Annotated in this window: 16 protein-coding genes, 1 pseudogene and 1 riboswitch; of the genes and pseudogenes, 15 read left to right on the top strand and 2 right to left on the bottom strand. The window is 55.5% G+C overall.

What is annotated here, in order from left to right:
- The first annotated feature begins 163 nt into the window (after positions 1-163).
- Positions 164-374: riboswitch (cobalamin riboswitch) on the top strand.
- Positions 375-649: 275 nt separating this feature from the next.
- The 9 genes from MKY58_RS22240 to MKY58_RS22200 all read left to right on the top strand — a co-directional run bounded on the left by MKY58_RS22240 (position 650) and on the right by MKY58_RS22200 (position 10328).
- Positions 650-1648: an ABC transporter substrate-binding protein gene (locus MKY58_RS22240; RefSeq protein WP_339322155.1), complete on the top strand. Its 999-nt coding sequence runs from the start codon at positions 650-652 to the stop codon at positions 1646-1648.
- Positions 1648-2694 (top strand): iron ABC transporter permease, encoded by a 1047-nt coding sequence (locus MKY58_RS22235; RefSeq protein ID WP_339322154.1) that lies wholly within the window; start codon positions 1648-1650, stop codon positions 2692-2694. The genes MKY58_RS22240 and MKY58_RS22235 overlap by 1 nt, the downstream gene beginning before the upstream one ends.
- Positions 2691-3497, top strand: coding sequence for an ABC transporter ATP-binding protein (locus MKY58_RS22230; protein WP_339322153.1), 807 nt, complete (start codon positions 2691-2693; stop codon positions 3495-3497). The genes MKY58_RS22235 and MKY58_RS22230 overlap by 4 nt, the downstream gene beginning before the upstream one ends.
- Positions 3497-4552, top strand: a complete 1056-nt coding sequence (gene cobT, locus MKY58_RS22225; protein ID WP_339322152.1) for a nicotinate-nucleotide--dimethylbenzimidazole phosphoribosyltransferase — start codon at positions 3497-3499, stop codon at positions 4550-4552. The genes MKY58_RS22230 and cobT overlap by 1 nt, the downstream gene beginning before the upstream one ends.
- A 5-nt stretch (positions 4553-4557) precedes the next feature.
- A complete protein-coding gene (cobU, locus tag MKY58_RS22220; protein WP_339322151.1) occupies positions 4558-5115 on the top strand; it encodes a bifunctional adenosylcobinamide kinase/adenosylcobinamide-phosphate guanylyltransferase in 558 nt (185 codons plus the stop codon).
- The gene (cobS, locus tag MKY58_RS22215) at positions 5112-5921 is read left to right on the top strand and encodes an adenosylcobinamide-GDP ribazoletransferase (RefSeq protein ID WP_339322150.1); all 810 of its coding nucleotides are present in this window, start codon (positions 5112-5114) and stop codon (positions 5919-5921) included. The genes cobU and cobS overlap by 4 nt, the downstream gene beginning before the upstream one ends.
- Positions 5922-5998: 77 nt before the next feature.
- Positions 5999-7543: a cobyric acid synthase gene (locus MKY58_RS22210; RefSeq protein WP_339325226.1), complete on the top strand. Its 1545-nt coding sequence runs from the start codon at positions 5999-6001 to the stop codon at positions 7541-7543.
- Between the two features lie 357 nt (positions 7544-7900).
- Complete coding sequence (locus tag MKY58_RS22205) at positions 7901-9295, top strand: L-cystine transporter (RefSeq protein WP_212952801.1); 1395 nt, start codon at positions 7901-7903, stop codon at positions 9293-9295.
- Positions 9296-9605: 310 nt separating this feature from the next.
- Positions 9606-10328 (top strand): queuosine precursor transporter, encoded by a 723-nt coding sequence (locus tag MKY58_RS22200; RefSeq protein WP_339322149.1) that lies wholly within the window; start codon positions 9606-9608, stop codon positions 10326-10328.
- A 154-nt stretch (positions 10329-10482) separates the two neighbouring features.
- On the opposite strand, the gene MKY58_RS22195 is transcribed toward MKY58_RS22200, so the two are convergent.
- Both MKY58_RS22195 and MKY58_RS22190 read right to left on the bottom strand, forming a co-directional pair.
- Complete coding sequence (locus MKY58_RS22195; RefSeq protein ID WP_339322148.1) at positions 10483-11574, bottom strand: Xaa-Pro peptidase family protein; 1092 nt, start codon at positions 11572-11574, stop codon at positions 10483-10485.
- Between the two features lie 158 nt (positions 11575-11732).
- On the bottom strand, positions 11733-12470 hold the full coding sequence (locus tag MKY58_RS22190; RefSeq protein ID WP_339322147.1) for an MBL fold metallo-hydrolase: 738 nt from the start codon (positions 12468-12470) through the stop codon (positions 11733-11735).
- A 232-nt stretch (positions 12471-12702) separates the two neighbouring features.
- Between MKY58_RS22190 and MKY58_RS22185 the strand changes: the two genes are divergently transcribed.
- From MKY58_RS22185 to MKY58_RS22160, 6 genes and pseudogenes are all read left to right on the top strand, one after another.
- Entirely contained in the window at positions 12703-13578 is an 876-nt protein-coding gene (locus MKY58_RS22185; RefSeq protein ID WP_339322146.1) for an SDR family oxidoreductase, read from the top strand.
- Positions 13575-14126, top strand: coding sequence for a DUF2569 domain-containing protein (locus tag MKY58_RS22180; protein ID WP_339322145.1), 552 nt, complete (start codon positions 13575-13577; stop codon positions 14124-14126). The genes MKY58_RS22185 and MKY58_RS22180 overlap by 4 nt, the downstream gene beginning before the upstream one ends.
- Positions 14127-14256: 130 nt before the next feature.
- A complete protein-coding gene (locus tag MKY58_RS22175; protein ID WP_339322144.1) occupies positions 14257-14766 on the top strand; it encodes an N-acetyltransferase family protein in 510 nt (169 codons plus the stop codon).
- Positions 14767-15061: 295 nt separating this feature from the next.
- Complete coding sequence (locus MKY58_RS22170; protein ID WP_339322143.1) at positions 15062-16600, top strand: copper amine oxidase N-terminal domain-containing protein; 1539 nt, start codon at positions 15062-15064, stop codon at positions 16598-16600.
- Positions 16601-16920: 320 nt separating this feature from the next.
- A pseudogene (locus tag MKY58_RS22165) lies at positions 16921-17151 on the top strand (tyrosine-type recombinase/integrase); the annotation flags it as partial.
- Between the two features lie 124 nt (positions 17152-17275).
- Positions 17276-17824, top strand: coding sequence for a hypothetical protein (locus MKY58_RS22160; protein WP_339322142.1), 549 nt, complete (start codon positions 17276-17278; stop codon positions 17822-17824).
- The last annotated feature ends 40 nt before the right edge of the window (positions 17825-17864 follow it).

The raw sequence follows: 17864 nt of genomic DNA, 5'->3' as shown, positions 1-17864 counted from the left end.
CGTAAGGAAACCACGCCCGGCCATAAACGGATTCCGCACTAAACACCGTAATGGCTCGTTGGATTCCGGCGGTCGGCGCGAACGATTCTCTCAAAATCAGATTGTCACCTCTTCCATCTTCCCCTATAATCAACAACTAGAGATGCATTGCCTGGAATAAATGAATAATGAACGCTGATGAGGTCCCGGAAAGCGGCGCAGCGCCGCTTCTTCGGGTGAAAAGGGAAGCCGGTGCAAATCCGGCACGGTCCCGCCACTGTAAAACAGGTATGTCCCGATATGCCACTGTTCCGCCACGAAGGCGGGATGGGAAGGCCGGGACGATATCGCCCCGCCTGTAAGTCAGGAGACCTGCCTCATGAGCTTAATGACGGTCCTTCGAGGAAAAGGATTACGTTGCAGCACTTTCCGGCGGAAGGCATTCATGCCATTCGCCCATGAGGTGTGCCTGCCCATTCCCGCGGTTTTTCCGCAAGATGCGGCAGGCAACGTGATCCCTGGTTCTTTGACGATAAGAATCAGGGTTTTTTTGACGATATCAGCAAGGATAAACTTTCGCGAGGTACCGTCAAAGCCGCATTCATGAACGTTCTATTGCCAGGCCTCTTGTGCGTCAAAGAAAAAGAACCCATAGAGGAGAGAACAGTACATGAATTTGTCTATCAAAAGATGGTCCACCGGCCTTGCGGCGTTGCTGCTCGCGTTATCGCTTGCGGCTTGCGGCAGCAAGGAACAATCCGCGCCTCAGGAGCCTGCTAAGCAGGAGCAGGAGGCCTCCCAGCAGCAAACGCAGGCGGACAGCCTGAAAACGACGTACCCGCTTACGCTGCAGGACGCGACGGGCGAATCCTTTACGTTCAATGAAGCCCCGAAAAAAATCGTGTCGGTGTCGCCGGCCGAAACCGAAGCGCTGTTTGCGATCGGGCTCGGGAACGAAATCGTCGGCGTATCCGATTTTGACGATTATCCCGAAGAGGCCAAAAGCAAGCCGAAAATGGGCGGCATCATGAAGCCGAACGAGGAAGCGATCATTGCGGCACAGCCGGATATCGTTTTTACGGGCATTTCCATGAGCGAGGAAGCGGTCAAAAAAATGCGCGGGCTCGGCATCAAGATTTTCAAAACCGATCCGAAAACGGTGGACGACGTCATTCAAAATATCGAAACGTACGGCAAAATCACCGATCATCAGGCCGAGGCCCAAAAAGTGGTCGACCAGATGAAAGCAGAAGAAAACAAAGTCGTCGAGGCCGTCAAATCCTTGTCCGGCGACAAGAAGAAAAAAGTGTACATCGAGTTTTCCCCGGGCTGGACCGTCGGAAAAGGCGAGTTTATGGATGAGCTGATCAACTTGGCCGGGGGAATCAACGTGGCCGCGGACACGCAGGGCTGGAATGAAATCAGCGAAGAGAAGATTATTAAAGACAATCCCGACGTCATTTTGTATGCCAAAAGCGTGGTCGACGATAAAACGAAAAAAGGCTTGGGCGACATCATCAAAGGCCGCAGCGGCTGGGATCAAATTACGGCCGTCAAAAACGGAGCGGTCATCGGACTGGACGACAACCTGCTCAGCCGTCCGGGCCCGCGCGTGACGCAAGGCCTGCAAGAGGTTGCCAAAGCCATTTATCCGGAGTTGTTTAAATAATGAGCAAAAAGCTGGCAGGTTACGGAGGGATCGGCCTGGCGCTGCTGGTGCTGACCCTGCTGGTCTGTCTGGGGATCGGCTCGGTCGCGCTGCCGGTGAAGGATATCGCGTTGATCGTGCTTCACCGTCTGCCGGGAGTTTCCGGTCTCATTCATCCGACGTGGGATCCGTCGTTTGAGCAAATCATCCTTAAGGTGCGGCTGCCGCGCGTGCTGCTGGGCATGCTGGTCGGGGCCGCGCTGGCGGTGGCAGGCTCCGGCTTTCAAGGCGTGCTGCGCAATCCGCTCGCCGATCCGTTTACGCTCGGCGTCTCCTCGGGTTCGGCCGTCGGGGCGTCGATGCTGATCTTTTTCGGTTTGCAGTATTCGCTGATCGGCGCGTGGACGCTGCCTGCGGTCGCTTTTGTCACGGGAGCGTTGACGTTGTGGGGCGTGATGGCGCTGGCCCGCGAAAGAGGCAAAATTCCGACGAACAGCCTCATTTTGTCGGGCGTCGTGATGCAGTCCTTTCTCGGGGCGGTGGTTTCGTTTTTGACCGCGATGTCCAAGGAAACGGTCAACGAAATTTTATATTGGACAATGGGCAGCTTGAGCCTGCGTGGATGGTCGTATACGGCCATCCTTTTGCCTTATTTTCTGGCGGGGTTCCTGCTCGTTTGGAGCCGGGCCCGCTCGCTGAACCTGCTGGCGCTCGGAGAGCGGCAGGCCGCGCATTTGGGCGTGAACGTCGAAGGGCTCAAACTTACGGTGCTGCTCGTCAGCACCCTGCTGACGGCGGCAGCCGTCTCGATGGCCGGCGTGATCGGCTTCGTGGGGCTCGTGATTCCGCACGTGGTCCGGCTGATCGCGGGCTCCGACTACAGGCTGATCGTGCCGCTTTCCGCGATCGGCGGCGGCATATTTATGGTCTGGGCGGATACGATCGCGCGCTCCCTGCTGGCGCCGACCGAAATTCCGCTTGGCGTCGTGACCGCCTTTGTCGGAGCTCCGTTTTTCGGTTATTTGCTATACCGCAGCAAGAAACAGCGAAAGGGGATGGGCGCATGATCGAAGCCATCGGCGCAGGGAAGGCGTATGGCGGCGTCACGGCCTTGCATGGATTGGACTGGACGGTCCGGGAAGGCGAATGGTGGGGGATCATCGGTCCGAACGGAAGCGGAAAATCGACGCTGATGCGCCTGCTGTCGGGCGTGGAACGCGCAAGCTCCGGGATGATCCGCATCCGGGGCCGGCAGGTCGAAGACTACGGCCGCAAGGAGTTGTCGCGGATGATGGCCGTCCTCCAGCAGGAAGGGATGATGCCTGTTCCTTACCGGGTGCGCGAAGTGCTGGAAATGGGCCGCCACCCCTACTTGAATTGGCTCGGGCAGGATCCGAAAGAAAACGTGGACGTGATGATCGACGGCATTATGGAGAAGCTCGATCTCCTTGATTTGGCGGACCGTCATGTGGATGAATTGAGCGGCGGACAGCGGCAGCGGGTGGCCTTGGGGCAGGTCATGGCGCAAGAGCCGCAAATATTACTGCTTGACGAACCGACGACTTTTTTGGATATTCATTACCAGCAGCAGTTTATGGAGCTTGTGGCCAAGTGGAGGGATGAGGCGGGGATCACCGTGGTCGCCGTGCTGCATGATCTCAATTTGGCTGCGCTTTATTGCGACAAGCTGCTCGTGCTGCGTGACGGAAGGGCCGTCAGCATGGGGACGCCGGAGGACATGCTGACATCGGAGCGGATCCGGTCCGTATACGACGTGGAGCCCGTCATCGTGGCGCATCCCGTCTATGGCGCGCCCCAGGTTCTTTTGTCCAAGGCAGCGTTAAAGCGAAATAAGGAGGAGGGAAATTAATGGGCTTTCTAGAGCAGTATGTGGAACGGATCCCCGAGCTGGATATGGAAGCTTCGCGCGCGGCGGCGGCCCATATCGGGAACTTGACGGTTCCTCCCGGCGCCTTGGGGAAGCTGGAATCGCTTGCCGTTCAGCTGGCGGGCATTACGGGACGAATCAAACCTTCGTTCGAAAAAAAAGCGGTCATTGTCATGGCGGCGGACCACGGCGTATGCGAAGAGGGGGTCAGCGCATTTCCGCAGGAAGTGACGACGCAGATGATCCACAACTTTCTGTCCGGCGGCGCCGCGGTTAACGTGCTTGCCCGCCAAGCAGGGGCGAAGGTGGTATGCGTGGATATCGGCGTCAATAACGATATCTCCCATCCGGCGCTCGTTTCCCGCAAAGTCCGCTTCGGCACGGCCAACATGGCCAAAGGCCCCGCGATGACGCGCGAAGAGGCGATCCGGTCCATCGAGACCGGCATCCGCATCGTCGAAGACGAGGTTCGGCGCGGCGTCGGCATTTTCGTGACCGGCGAAATGGGGATCGGCAACACGACGGCCAGCGCCGCCGTCATGTGCGCCATAACCAACACCGATCCGGCGAAAGCGGCTGGGCGCGGCACGGGCCTCGATGATGAACGGCTGAAGCATAAAATCGGGGTCATTGAAAAAGCTTTGCAGCTGAATGCGCCGGATGCGGCGGATCCGATCGACGTACTGGCCAAAGTCGGGGGACTCGAGATCGGCGGATTGATCGGGGTGATTTTGGGCGCGGCGGCGAACCGCTGTCCGGTCGTGATCGACGGCTTCATCTCAAGCGCCGCGGCGCTTTTGGCGCGTGTCATTTCCCCGGAAGCCGCCGGGTACATGGTGGCCTCCCATATCTCCCAGGAGAAGGGGCACCTCCAGCTGCTTGAGGCGCTGGATCTTCGTCCCGGACTCGATCTGGACATGCGGATCGGCGAAGGAACGGGCGGCGTGCTTGGGCTTACATTGGTGGATGCGGCCTGCCGCATCGTCAGCGAGATGGCGACGTTCGAAAGCGCCGGCATCTCCGGAAACGGAGCGTGAGGGCGATGGGCATTTTGGTTACCGGCGGGGCCAGGAGCGGGAAAAGCTCGTTTGCCGAGCGTTGGATCATGGCGAACGCGCAGGAGGCCGTGTACGTGGCTACGTCGCAGGCGTTCGACGCGGAGATGAAACAGCGGATCGCCCTGCATAAGCAGCAGCGGGATCGGGCGGAATTCCGCTGGAACACGATGGAGGAGCCGCTGAGGCTGCCGGAGCTCCTTTCGTCGCTGCATGCCGGCTCCGAGACGCCGGCGGTGCTGGTGGACTGCTTGACGTTGTGGCTGACCAACGTGATTTTGGCGGCGGAGGAACAGGAACATATGGAGCCGTCGATCCGGGAAGCCATCGACCGGCTGGTGGCAGCGGTCCAAGCTTACCCCGGGCCGCTCGTGCTCGTCACGAACGAAGTCGGGGACGGGATCGTGCCGGAATATCCGCTGGGCAGATTGTTCCGCGATTACGCGGGAATTCTGAACCAATCGGTCGCCCGCGTCTGCGAGCAGGTCTTTCTGGTGACGGTCGGCATCCCGATCGAGCTCAAAAGCAGGGAGTACCGGTTATGAATCCGGGTCTGCAAGCCGTAGCGGCGGCTTTTCAATTTCTGACCCGGTTTCCGGTCAAAGCGCAGCTGGATTACACGCCCGAGCTGTTCCGGCGGAGCACGCGCCATTATCCGCTTGCGGGCGCGGCGATTGGCGCGGTGGTATGGTGTGTCGCGGCCGCTGCTCTGTACTTGCTTCCGCCGCTGCCTGCCGCGGTGCTGACGCTGGCCGTGTGGGTTGCCTTGACCGGCGGGCTGCATTTGGACGGATGGATGGACACCGCGGACGGGCTCTTGAGCTACAGGCCGCGGGAGCAGATGCTGGAGATTATGAAGGACAGCCGGGTCGGCGCGATGGGCGTCATGGCCTGCGTGCTGCTTCTGCTGCTGAAGGCATCGCTGCTTTATTCGCTGCTAATCAGGGGCTGGCCGCCGCTCATGCTGCTGCTGCCGCCGGTCTGGAGCCGGTGGTTTATGGTGCATGCGATGGCGTCGTGGCCGATGGCCCGCGGCAACAAAGGACTGGCCGGCAGCAATTTTAACGGCATGGAGAAACGCCACAGTTTGGCGGCACTGCCGGGGGCCCTTCTTCTTGCCGCAGCCGCGGCAGCGCTGTGTCCGCTGCTCGGCATCGGGGAGTGGACGTATTTGCAGGCAGGCCTGGCCTGGGTGGCGTTGCCTCTTGCAGCCTGGGCGGGAGGAACGTGGGCGGCGCGGCGCATGGCCCGCAAGCTCGGCGGCCTGACCGGCGACACGTACGGCGCGCTGAACGAGGGGATCGAAACGCTGCTGCTGCTCGTGCTTGCGATCATTCAGTATCGGTTATAAATGGATATAGATAGAGGAGGAAACCGCAGGTGACGGAGGACAAGGGAACAGGGAGCGTTAAACAAGCGGCGGTGCTGATGCTGCAAGGGACAGCTTCGGATGTGGGCAAAAGCGTCCTTACGGCCGCGCTCTGCCGGATCTTCGTGCAGGACGGCTTCCGCACGGCTCCGTTCAAATCGCAAAACATGGCGCTGAATTCCTATGTGACGGCCGACGGCAAGGAAATCGGGAGGGCTCAAGGCATGCAGGCCGAGGCGTGCGGGATCGAAGCGACGACGGACATGAACCCGATCCTGATCAAGCCGACGCATGACATGCATTCCCAGATCGTCGTCCATGGCCGGCCTTTGGCGAATATGAGCGCGGCGGACTACCGCAGCCGGTATTTACCGACGGCCAAAGCAACCGTCATGGAGGCGCTGAAACGCTTGCGCTCCGCATACGATATCGTCGTGATGGAAGGCGCGGGCAGCCCCGCCGAGATCAATCTGAAAGACCGGGATATCGTCAACATGAATTTGGCCGGCTGGGCGGACGCGCCCGTCGTGCTGGTGGCGGACATCGACCGCGGGGGCGTGTTCGCCTTCCTCGTGGGCACGCTGGAGCTGCTGGAGCCCCATGAACGTGCGCGCGTCAAGGGATTTATCATCAACAAGTTCCGCGGGGACCTGTCGCTGCTGCAGCCGGGGCTGGACTGGCTGGAGGAGCGGACCGGCATTCCCGTGCTTGGCGTGATCCCCTATATCCATGATCTTCGATTGGAAGCGGAAGACTCCGTAGCACTTGAAGAGCGAAAACAGCCCGCGGCTGAAAAAGCGCCTTCCGGCGGCATCGATATCGCGGTGATCCGCACGCCGCGCATTTCCAATTTTACGGACTTCGATCCGCTCGGCAGAGAAGCCGGCGTGTCCGTGCGTTTCGTCAGCCGATCCGCCGAGCTGGGGCAGCCGGACGTCATCGTTTTGCCCGGCACGAAAAACACGATCGGAGATCTCAGGTTCATCCGGGAGCAGGGCTTCGAAGCTGCGATTGCCGAGGCGATGCGGTCCGAAACGGTCCAGCTCATCGGCATATGCGGCGGGTACCAGATGCTGGGCAGAACGCTGTCCGATCCGGCAGGGCTGGAAAACCCGCATGCGGCGGAGACGGATGGCCTCGGCTATCTGCCGCTTGCCACCGTTTTTGCCGAAGACAAACGAACGGTGCGGGTCAGCGGCCAAGTGCTGCCGGAATGCCCGCTGCGCCTGGAACACGATCCAGGCCGTGAATCCCTCACGGTAGAAGGTTACGAGATACATATGGGACGAACCGCCGTGCTTGAAAGCGATCATTTGAAGGTCCAACCGCTTTTCCAAATCCATGAGTCCGGCGGGGAACCCAAATCGGAAGGATGCGGCACGGCCAGCGGCCGGTTGTGGGGCACGTATGTGCACGGCATTTTCCATAACGACGGGTTCCGCAGGAGCTGGCTGAATGCGATCCGCGCGGCAAAGGGGCTGCGGCGGGAGGCGGAGACTTTTTCGGTGCAAGCGCTAAAGGAACGGGAATTCGACCGCGTCGCTGAAACGGTGAGACAGCATGTGCGCATGGACGAGATTTACAAGCTGCTAGGCATGAAATGAGATGCGAGGTTCCTGCGGGGCATGTCCGCCTTCGGATAAAAAAGCAGAAACCGGCGGATGCGGTTATAAATTGAACGAAATAGGAAAAAACTGAGGAGAAGTCATCCAAAATTACAAGGGATGACTTCTTTTTGCGTCATATCCCCGAAATTGTCCTAAAATTAATCCTATCCAAATACTATGAATTGTGCTAAACTTAAAATCACTTTCGAAGCTGATTGAGAAGCTCGCCGATTCTACCGGCGTTAAAGCTTGCTTTCGGCCAGTCATCATACATCATCAAAGGCCAAGCAATTTCCGCCTGCGGACGGGGAACGCTGAAGGGCCTTAAGAATAACAAGGGGTGCTATAAAAGAGATGAACACATTATGGGTTGTTGTCAATGTGATCGTCATGCTGGCCTTGATCGGCCTTCTGCTGTGGATGCAGAAAAAGCATGTATCGTTCACGAAACGCGTGTTTGCCGGTCTCGGACTCGGCGTCGTGTTTGGCGTCGTACTGCAGTTGATTTTCGGCGTCGATTCCAAAGTGATATCAAAGTCGGTCGACTGGTTCAATTTGGCGGGTTACGGCTATGTCGGCCTGCTGCAGATGGTGGTCATTCCGCTGATCATGGTTTCGATCATTTCCGCCATCATGAATTTGAAGGGCAGACAAAATCTCGGCAAAATGAGCGGTTCGATCATCGCCGTGCTGTTGATCACCGTAGCGATTGCAGCCGCGGTAAGTATCGCGACCAGCCTCAGCTTTAACCTGAAAGCCATTGACATCAAAGCGGGCGACCGCGAGGCGCAGCAGGGACAGAAGCTGGAGCAGAAGCTTGGCGATGTCCAGGATAAAACGATTCCGCAGCAAATCCTGGAATTCGTGCCGACGAATCCGTTCGCCGATATGACGGGCGCGCGCCGTTCGTCCACGCTGGCCGTCGTTATTTTCTCCGCGTTCATCGGTGTGGCGGTGCTCGGCATCGACCGCAAAAAGCCGGAGCAGGCGGCCACCTTCCGAAAAATGGTTGAAGCGGTCTACGCGGTGGTACTCAGGATCGTAACGCTCGTCTTGAGGCTGACGCCGTACGGCATCCTCGCCTTGATTACGAAGACGGTGGCGACCACTAACGTCGACGAAATTCTGAAGCTGATCAAATTCGTCATTGCATCTTATGTCGCTTTGATCGTGATGTTTATCATTCACTTGATTATCGTTGCTCTCTTCGGATTTAATCCGGTGCAATACGTCAAAAAGGTATTCCCGACGCTGACCTTCGCTTTCACTTCCCGTTCGAGCGCGGCGACGATTCCGCTGAACGTGGAGACGCAAACGAAGAAGCTGGGCGTCTCGGAAGGGATCGCCAACTTGTCCGCAACCTTCGGGGCCACGATCGGGCAAAACGGCTGCGCCGGCATTTACCCGGCCATGCTGGCCTGCATGATCGCGCCGACGGTCGGCATCGATCCGCTGAGCTGGAGCTTTATCGTGCAGCTGATCCTGATCGTCGTCATCAGTTCCTTCGGCGTTGCCGGCGTAGGCGGCGGGGCGACGTTTGCTTCCCTGATCGTCTTGTCCACGATGAACCTTCCGGTGGCGCTCGCCGGCCTCCTGATCTCGGTTGAACCGCTGATCGACATGGGCCGTACCGCGCTGAACGTCAACGACTCGATGGTCGCGGGGCTGGTATCCAGCAAAATTTTGAAAGAAAACGACCATGACGTCTTCAACAAGGACGTGGATCTGGACCATGCCGTCCAGGCATAATCCGGTCAACGTTTAATCAGAACGTTCTTTTCCCGGGATTTGCGGCGCTTCGTTTTAACATGTGCGTAGGTTGAACGAGGTCTCTCTAGGGCTTGCCTGCAACATCCCGACATATAGATGGTTTGGAGCTTCGGCGGATGCCGGGGCTCTTTTTTTCGTTCACGCCCGGCTTTGCCCACATGTTTTTTCAGAAAAAAACAATAGCCACAAGGGGACGAATTATGTTACATTAGAACATGTTTTTGGGCCAAGACGCCCGGAAACCGCGGTTCGAAACCATCCCGCGTAATCAAAACTAGGAGGAAACATCATGTTTAATTTGCTTTGGGGTATCGTGTACGTACTCGTCAATTTTTCGCTGTACTTGCTCTGTTACCGGCTGTTCGGCAAAAAAGGCCTGTACGCCTGGATCGGCGTCGCCACCGTCGTGGCCAACATTCAGGTGACCAAAACGATCGAAATGTTCGGCATCGCCATGACGCTGGGCAATACGATGTATGTCAGCCTGTACATGACCAGCGATCTGCTGAACGAAAAATACGGCAGGCAGGAGGCGCGGAAGGCCGTCTGGTTCGGCTTTTTTACGCTGATCATCACGACCGTGCTGATGCAGATGGCGCTTTATTTCAAGCCGATGGGCGGCGCGGACGACGAAATGCAGAAGGCGCTGCAAAACATCTTCGGATTGATGCCGCGTCTGGCGCTCGGAAGCTTGACCGCGTATTTCGTGAGCCAGTTCCTGGACGTGAAGCTGTACAGCTGGATCCGCAAGTTTTACGGCAAACGCCATCAGTTCTGGATCCGCAACAACGGCAGCACGATGATCAGCTCGCTGGTGGATACGCTCGTCTTTTGCGTCATCGCGTTTGCGGGAAGAGAAGGTTTTACGTGGAACGTGTGGCTGGAAGTGTTCCTGACGACGTATATCATCAAGTTCATTTTGACCGCCGTGGGGACGCCGTTTTTGTATATCGCCCGCGACTTCAAGTTTGCCGATGAGGAACCTGGCGCAAACCGTCCGGCACAATCGTAATCGGCAGCCTTTTTATTGAACGGCCGGCAGAGCGGCCGGCGAATGCATATACATTCTGTACGCATAAAAAAACCGGAAGCAGCATCCGACAAGGATGAGGCATTCCGGTTTTTTGTTGTTTTTCAAGCGGCGAACGAATGCTCTAAACGCTTGGTCAGCCTTCGAGAATGGTCAATTCTTTCGGATAGGACGTCAGCACTTCCACGCCGTTGTCCGTCACGAAAATGTCGTCTTCGATCCGCACGCCGCCAAGGCCTGCGACATAGACGCCCGGTTCGACGGTGAACACCATGCCCGGCTGCACAAGATCGGCGTTGTTGCCGTGCACGGAAGGATATTCATGCACATCCATGCCGAGGCCGTGGCCGAGGCGATGCAGGAAATACGGGCCGTAGCCTGCGTTTTCGATCGCATCCCGGGCCGCTTTGTCCACCGACGCGAGCGTCACGCCCGGTTTGATGGCTTGAATGCCCTGAAGGTTGGCTTCTAATACGGCGTTGTATATCTTTTTCAGTTCCGGAGAGATGTCTCCCACCGCAAACGTGCGGGTAATGTCGGAGGCGTAGCCGTCCGCGTAAACCCCCATATCGAACATCAGCAGGTCGCCGTGCTGGATTTTGCGGTCTCCCGGCGTGCCGTGCGGCAAGGCCGTTTTCGGTCCGGACAAGACCATCGTTTCGAAGGAAGGGCCCTGCGCACCGAGTTTCTTCATTAAGTATTCCAGCTCGGCGACGATTTCGATTTCGGTCACGCCGGTTTTGACGCTTTTCAGCCCTTGGCGCAGCACCTCTTCGATCAGTTCCATCGCGTGTTTCATCCGTTTGATCTCTTCCGGCGATTTGTTCACGCGCATGCTGCGCAGCAGCGGGCCGATATCCGCGTATTGCTTGGCCGAAACGGCTGCGGACAGCTCTTCGTAACGGGCGACGGTCAGCTGTTCCTTCTCGATGCCGAGCGTGCCGATGCTGCCTTTAAACAGCCGCTGCAGCAGCTCATACGGATTGTCCGTGTCGCTGTGGGTCACGATGTTTTTGACGCTGGATGCGGCGTTTGCCGCTTCCGCGTCCAGGGCCGGCACGATCAGCGTCGGCTCTTCGCCGCGAACGAGCAGCAGGCCGAGAAAACGTTCATGCGGATCGCTGGCAAATCCGGTCAAATAGTATACATGTTTGGGATCGGTCACCAGCAGGCTGTCCCATCCCTTTTCATTCATGGATTGTTCCAATTGTTCGATACGACTGCTCATCATCCCATCTTCCTTTCTTTAAAAAAGCTCCCCCGTGCGAATCGCTCTTCCATTGTACACCCAAGCGTGATTGGGCTGAACCGTTTTCTGGCTCTCAATCCCAAAAAACTACGTGCGGAAATGAGGGCGCATTTAGGAAAGCTTGTTCGGGCAGTTTGTTATGCCTGTTCCAGCGTGCGGATCAGCTCGGCAAGGCGTTCGGATGGATGGTTATCGTACAAGCCCCCATGGTAGCAAAAGATTTTTTGCAGCGACAAACCGGTCAGCTTGTGCATGCTCCGTACGGCTTCGTCCATGTCCAGGGTGAAAAAACCTTCCGGAGGTCCCGCCAAATCCCCGTCAACGACGCGCAGCTCGTCCGCGGCCAGCAGCAGCTGTTCTTCAGGCAGATACAAGCAGATATGGCCAGGGGTATGGCCCGGCGTATGAATGACGCGCATGCCCCCGTGGATATCGAGTACGTCGCCGTCTGCGAGCACGCGGGAGATCCGGATGGAAGGCAGCTTGTCGAAAAGGGAGCGGATGGCGGTTTGCGCCGCTTCGGGCATTTGGGAGATGCGCTCGTCCGTCATTTTGATGATGCGTTTTTCGCCCGTGATGTACGGAATGTCATCGGCATGCGCCCACACCTCGATCGCCGGATTTTCGGCGATAAACGCCGCCAAGTTTCCGATATGGTCAATATCCTGATGCGTCAAAATAATCCGTTTAATGTCCGACAGCTGCAGTCCGGCTTCGCGGATCGCCCGGGTCATCTGGTCCATTTGCCCGATCATGCCGGTATCCACCAGCGTTGCCCCCTCTTGATCCCACAGCAGCACGGGCTGGTAATAAGGCTGGGCAGCTCCAGGCTGCGCGTATAGTTCGATCGACACGATGCGTTCTCCAAGTTTCATATGTTCTCCGGATAATATCCGGCACACCTCCTTCGGTTTTCTATTCTACTTCATTATAATCCGTCAGAGCGGCAAATAAAAAACGCAGGCCTTGGGTCAAAAGGAAAACCAACGGTTGCTTTCCTCGTGCGGGCATGTTTAATTACAGATAGGGAGAAATAGGAAAAGACTGGACGGCGGGCAGACATTGGGATGATGTGAAGCTAAAAAAAGGGACGGGAGGAACGAAACGATGGGCAAATTGATGGTCGTCACCGGGGCCAATTCGGGCATGGGGCTTGCATCCACGATTGCGCTGGCCAAGCAGGGAGCGGACGTCGTGATGGTGTGCCGCAACGAACGACGGGGGCAGGAAGCGCTGGCAGAGGCCGTGCGGCAAAGCGGTTCGGATCGTATTCAATTGATGCTTTGCGACTTGGGCCGTTTGGACAGCATACGGGAATTCGCCAAGGCGTTCCGGGAGCGTTACAGCAAGCTTGACGTGCTGCTCAACAATGCCGGCGTCGTCATGCTGAAAAGGCAGGAGACGGCCGACGGCTTCGAAATGGACATGGGGGTCAATCACCTGGGTCATTTTTTGCTGACGAATTTGCTGCTGGAGCCGCTGCTGGCCGCCAAGCAGGGAAGGGTCGTGACGGTCGCCTCCGGCGCGTATAAGGCGGGGAAAATCCATTTCGACGATCCGTTCCTGACGCGCGGATTCAACCCGGCCAAAGCTTATGGGCAGTCGAAGCTGGCGAACATTTTGTTTACGAAGGAGCTCGCTTCGCGCGTGGCCGGTACTTCGGTCACCGCCAACTGCCTGCATCCGGGAGCGGTCGGAACCCAAATCGGCGTCAACCGCGATACCGGGTTCGGCAAAACGGTGCTGGCCATGCTGAAGCCGTTTTTCCTCACTCCGGAAAAAGGGGCCGAAACGGCGGTGTATCTCGCTTCCGAGCCGGAGGCGGGGCAGTTTAGCGGGCAATATTTTTACAAGAAAAAACCGCAGCCGCTCACGGCCAAAGCCGAAAACATGGAGGATGCCAAACGTCTGTGGGCGTGGAGCTGCCGTCAGGTGGGGATCGAAGACGAACCTGTCGAGCGCAACGAAAGGAGAACGCGATGAATCCAAACGATAACCTGGAACGCGAGACGAGGCCGGCGAGGGGGCAGCCGCCGTTATCCATGCGGACGGATGTGCCCCAAGGGCTGGGCGGATGGTTAGTGCTTTTGCAGATCAACATGTATTATTCGCTGTTATTGTTTTCCGATTATTTCTTTCGGGGCTTGCTTCCGATCTATTCCTCGGAGACTTGGCATTCCTTGACGTCCCCGGACGGCGCATACTACAACCCGCACGCCAAACGGCTGTTTATGCTGGAAACCTTGTCCACGGCCGTCATGCTGGGCCTGCTCGTCGTCGCCTTAGTGCTGCTCTACCGGAAAAAGTCCGCGTTTCCATGGATCATGATTTGTTATTTTGTGCTGACCGTGTTGTTTGATTTGGGAACAAGCATGGTGTTCGACCGGTTTTTGACGTATGAGGATTTGGGCGGAGCCGAACGGGATCAGTATACGAAAACCGGGCTGGTCATTCAGCGGTTAACCTTTTGCGTCGTGTGGACGGCGTATTTGCTCCGTTCCCAACGGGTGAAAAATACGTTCGTGAACTAACCCATGACGGGAAGGCCCGGCCTGTGACGGAGGGTCATCCCTAAAATCTGCCGTATAGCGCTCCCGCCGTTCTTCCATTACAATAGAAAACAAAATCTATCGGACTCGCTCGAGGAGGACTGTTTGCAGCATGACATGGGACAACTATACGATCGAAGATGCCGTACTTGAAGATTTGCCGGACATCGTCGCGATTTACAACTCAACCGTTGCCGGAAGGCAAGTGACAGCGGATTTGGAGCCGGTAACGGTGGAAAGCCGCCGGCGCTGGTTTGACGAGCATAACAGCCATCACCGCCCGCTGTGGGTCATGAAGTCGGAGGGGAAGACGGTCGCTTGGCTGAGCTTTCAATCCTTTTATGGACGGGCCGCTTACAATGCGACGGCGGAGATCAGCATTTATGTGTCGGAGGAGTGCCGCGGCAAGGGCGCGGGCGGCATTTTGCTGGAAAAAGCGTTTGAAGCCTGTCCGCGTCTGGGGCTCAAAAGACTGGTCGGTTTCGTGTTCGGCCACAACGATCCGAGCCTCAAGCTGTTGAGAAAGTATGGTTTTGAGGATTGGGGATTGCTGCCGGGCGTGGCCGAACTGGATGGCATCGAGCGCGATCTCGTGATCGTGGGGAAAAAGGTGGAGGCATAAGTTCGAGATGAAAGTCCAGGCATAAAGATAGCGGAGTCGCCAAAAGCAGACCCTAAACATACGCTGGAAGCCGCATTCCATTTTCACCATTCAAATTCAAAAGCCGATCTTGTCTGTTACGAAACAGTGCGAGAGTCGGCTTTTGCTTGTTTGGGGGAGTTCGTGTCGGATTCCAAAATCATGCAAAAATAGTGTTTACACAGGCCTACGCGCACTGGCATACTATATACAATCGGGAGATTCCTGAGTGTTTTTTATGGCAAGAAAATACGATGGGTACATAAGGAGGAACATGATGAAGAAGCGTTTCAAATGGGGACTGGCTGCCATGCTGTCCTTGCTCCTGGTCGTAATGGCAGGCTGTCAAGCCGTTGGCGGCGTGGATGTTGGCAAGGCGGCGCTGAGCTCGCTGGATGTCAAATCGTCGATGTCCAAGCAGACCGTGTCCTTGCAGCTGGTTCCGGCTGACGGCAAACTGAGCGCAGAGGACCAAAAGGCGATCGATCTGCTGAGCTCCTTGTCCATTACGATCGACCAAGCCATTACGCAGGACTTGAATCACGCGTCTATGGAAGGGGCCGTTCAGTTCCAAGGCAAAAAGCTTCCTTTCCACCTGGCGATGGATGCGAAAACATTGAATCTGTCGGTCGAAGGCATGACGCAGCCGATCTCCGTATCGCTTGAACCGGAAACATTGGATCCTGCTTTTGCGGTTCCGCAAATGAACAACGAAAGCGTTATTCAAATGTACAAGGACATGCTCGGTTTTCTGCTGAAGCATACGCCGAATCCGTCCAAGATTTCGATTACGCCTGTGAACGATACAGTGAACGGGGAGTCGCTGTCGCTGCAAAAGCTGCACGTCGAAATCCGCGGGGATGAGCTGGCCGGCCTGGCCAAAGGCTTCCTGACCAGCCTGTCCAAGGACAAAGAAGGCCTCAAAGAACTGATTACCCGTTTATACGACACCTATTATCCGATCATCGCTGCTTACTACGCCGGCGTTCCGGGGATGGAAGAGGATGCGCTAACCAGTGCGGAGAAGGAGAAAGAAATCGCTCTCGTTGCGGATCAGCTGATCAGCGCCGTGAACGAGATTTTGCCTGATTTCGATAAAAACGTAAACCAGCTGTTCGAGGGAACGCCTGAGCTGCGCACCGTTTTGGGCAAAGACACCGTGCTTTCGCTCGACTTCCTGCTCGACAGCAAAATGAATATCCGCAAGCAAAACATGGACCTGACCGTGCAGCTGCCGGCGAACAAGGACATTCCGGTGAAGCAGGTGAAGGTGCATTCCGAAGCGGAAACGTGGAAAATCAACGAGCCTGTGACCATCCATCCGGTGGACGGCTCCAAAGGCTTCTGGAACGTGGCTCCGGGCGAAGGAACGCCGGGCGAGGTGCTGCGCCATCTGGACAGCAAGTCGGAACTGTACCGTTTATTGAAGAACGATATGCAGATCACGCGTAAATCGTTCGACATGTATGCGGAAGATGACCCGACCATGATGTTGGTTCCGGGATACGAGCCGGTCATCGTAAATAACACGCTGATGGTGCCGGTGAAACACGTCGCGAACCAGTTGGACGCAAAATTGTCCTGGGACAAAGCGACCAAACAAATCACGCTCACGGAAGACCTGACCGGCGCCAAAATCGTCCTGAAAGTAGGCTCCAAGCAGGCATCCATCAACGGTACCGCCGAGGTGCTTGCCGAGCCGGTGCAAAACTTCGAGGGCTCCAACTACGTGCCGATGCGTTTTATCACCAAAGCACTGGGCGCGCAAGGGCATTGGGATGCCAAGGGGAAAGTTTTGACGATTGAGAGGGATTAAGCGGGGCTTTTGGTTTTGGTTATACCTTTTTGAAGAGAGCAATATGTTCCGAAAGAATCGGAGACGGTTGAAAAACCGTCTCTTTTTTACGTTCTAGGAGACGCGTATCTGTAGAGTAAGAACACCAGCATTTTGATCGGGGGGACAACCGTGCATGTAAAACGTATTGAAGTGCAAAATGACTTTGAAGGGCGGCTATGGCTGACACTTTCTCCCGATCGGGATTGGGTTCGGCGAATACGTAACGTTCCGGGACGAAAGTGGCATCCGGATCTAAAGCAGTGGAGCTTTCCTGCTGATGAACGTACCTTGGGGATATACAAAAGGCAGGCATTCAAAGGCCCGCGACTATTCATGCGCTGAGGCATTCCTTTGCTACCCATCTCTTGGAGGCAGGTACAGACATAAGATATATTCAAGAAATGCTGGGCCATACGAGTTCCAAGACTACTGAAATCTATACTCATGTGAGCATTAGAGATATCCGACGAATCCAAAGTCCTTTGAACCGAATGCAAGAACGAATTGAATATACTGGAAACTTCGCATAACATTATAATAAATGGATGTAATGCGAATGTCGTAATAATTCGGGAAAGAGAAGGGATTACGACATTCGCAGAATAAGAGTTATCTGAAAGACTTGTGAATAAATTACTGTCATGGAGGTATACAGTGAAGGGTATATTAAAAATTATTAATTTAGTTATAGGTTTAGCAATAATAGTTGGATTTTTATATGGCTTCTGGTATCTATTATCTTCACTCTGGAGAGCATTCTCTGGACTTCCAAAAGAGTACGTTCCTGCAATAGTGACTGCAGTAACAACATTTATTGTTGCTGTCATGACTATTACTTTAGGAAAATATTTAGAGAGAAGAATGATTATAGATAAGGAAATGAGGGAAAAGAAAATACCGGTTTATAATGAATTAATAGATTTCATGTTTGATTTAATGGACAATCCTCATAGTAAAACTCCAGTTGAAATGAATGATTTTATTAAAGATTTTACAAAGAAGATATTAGTTTGGGGATCCGATGAAGTAATTATTCAATGGTCAAACTATCGAAACATATCAAAAAGAAAAGAAGAAGCCAATGATCCGAATATTATACTTAAAGAGCTCGAAAAATTATTACTAACAATTAGGAAAGACGTTGGGCATAAGAATAAAAATTTGAAGGAAGGAATTCTTTTATCCATGTTTTTAAAGAGCTGATAATCTACTAAGGGTTATTCTATGATGACAAGTCCTTCAG

The organism is Paenibacillus sp. FSL W8-0194 (genome assembly GCF_037969745.1).
Taxonomy (GTDB): Bacteria; Bacillota; Bacilli; order Paenibacillales; family Paenibacillaceae; genus Paenibacillus_AQ; species Paenibacillus_AQ cookii.
The sequence above is the reverse complement of the archived record's forward strand: the minus strand, read 5'-3'. Positions and strand labels throughout refer to the sequence as shown.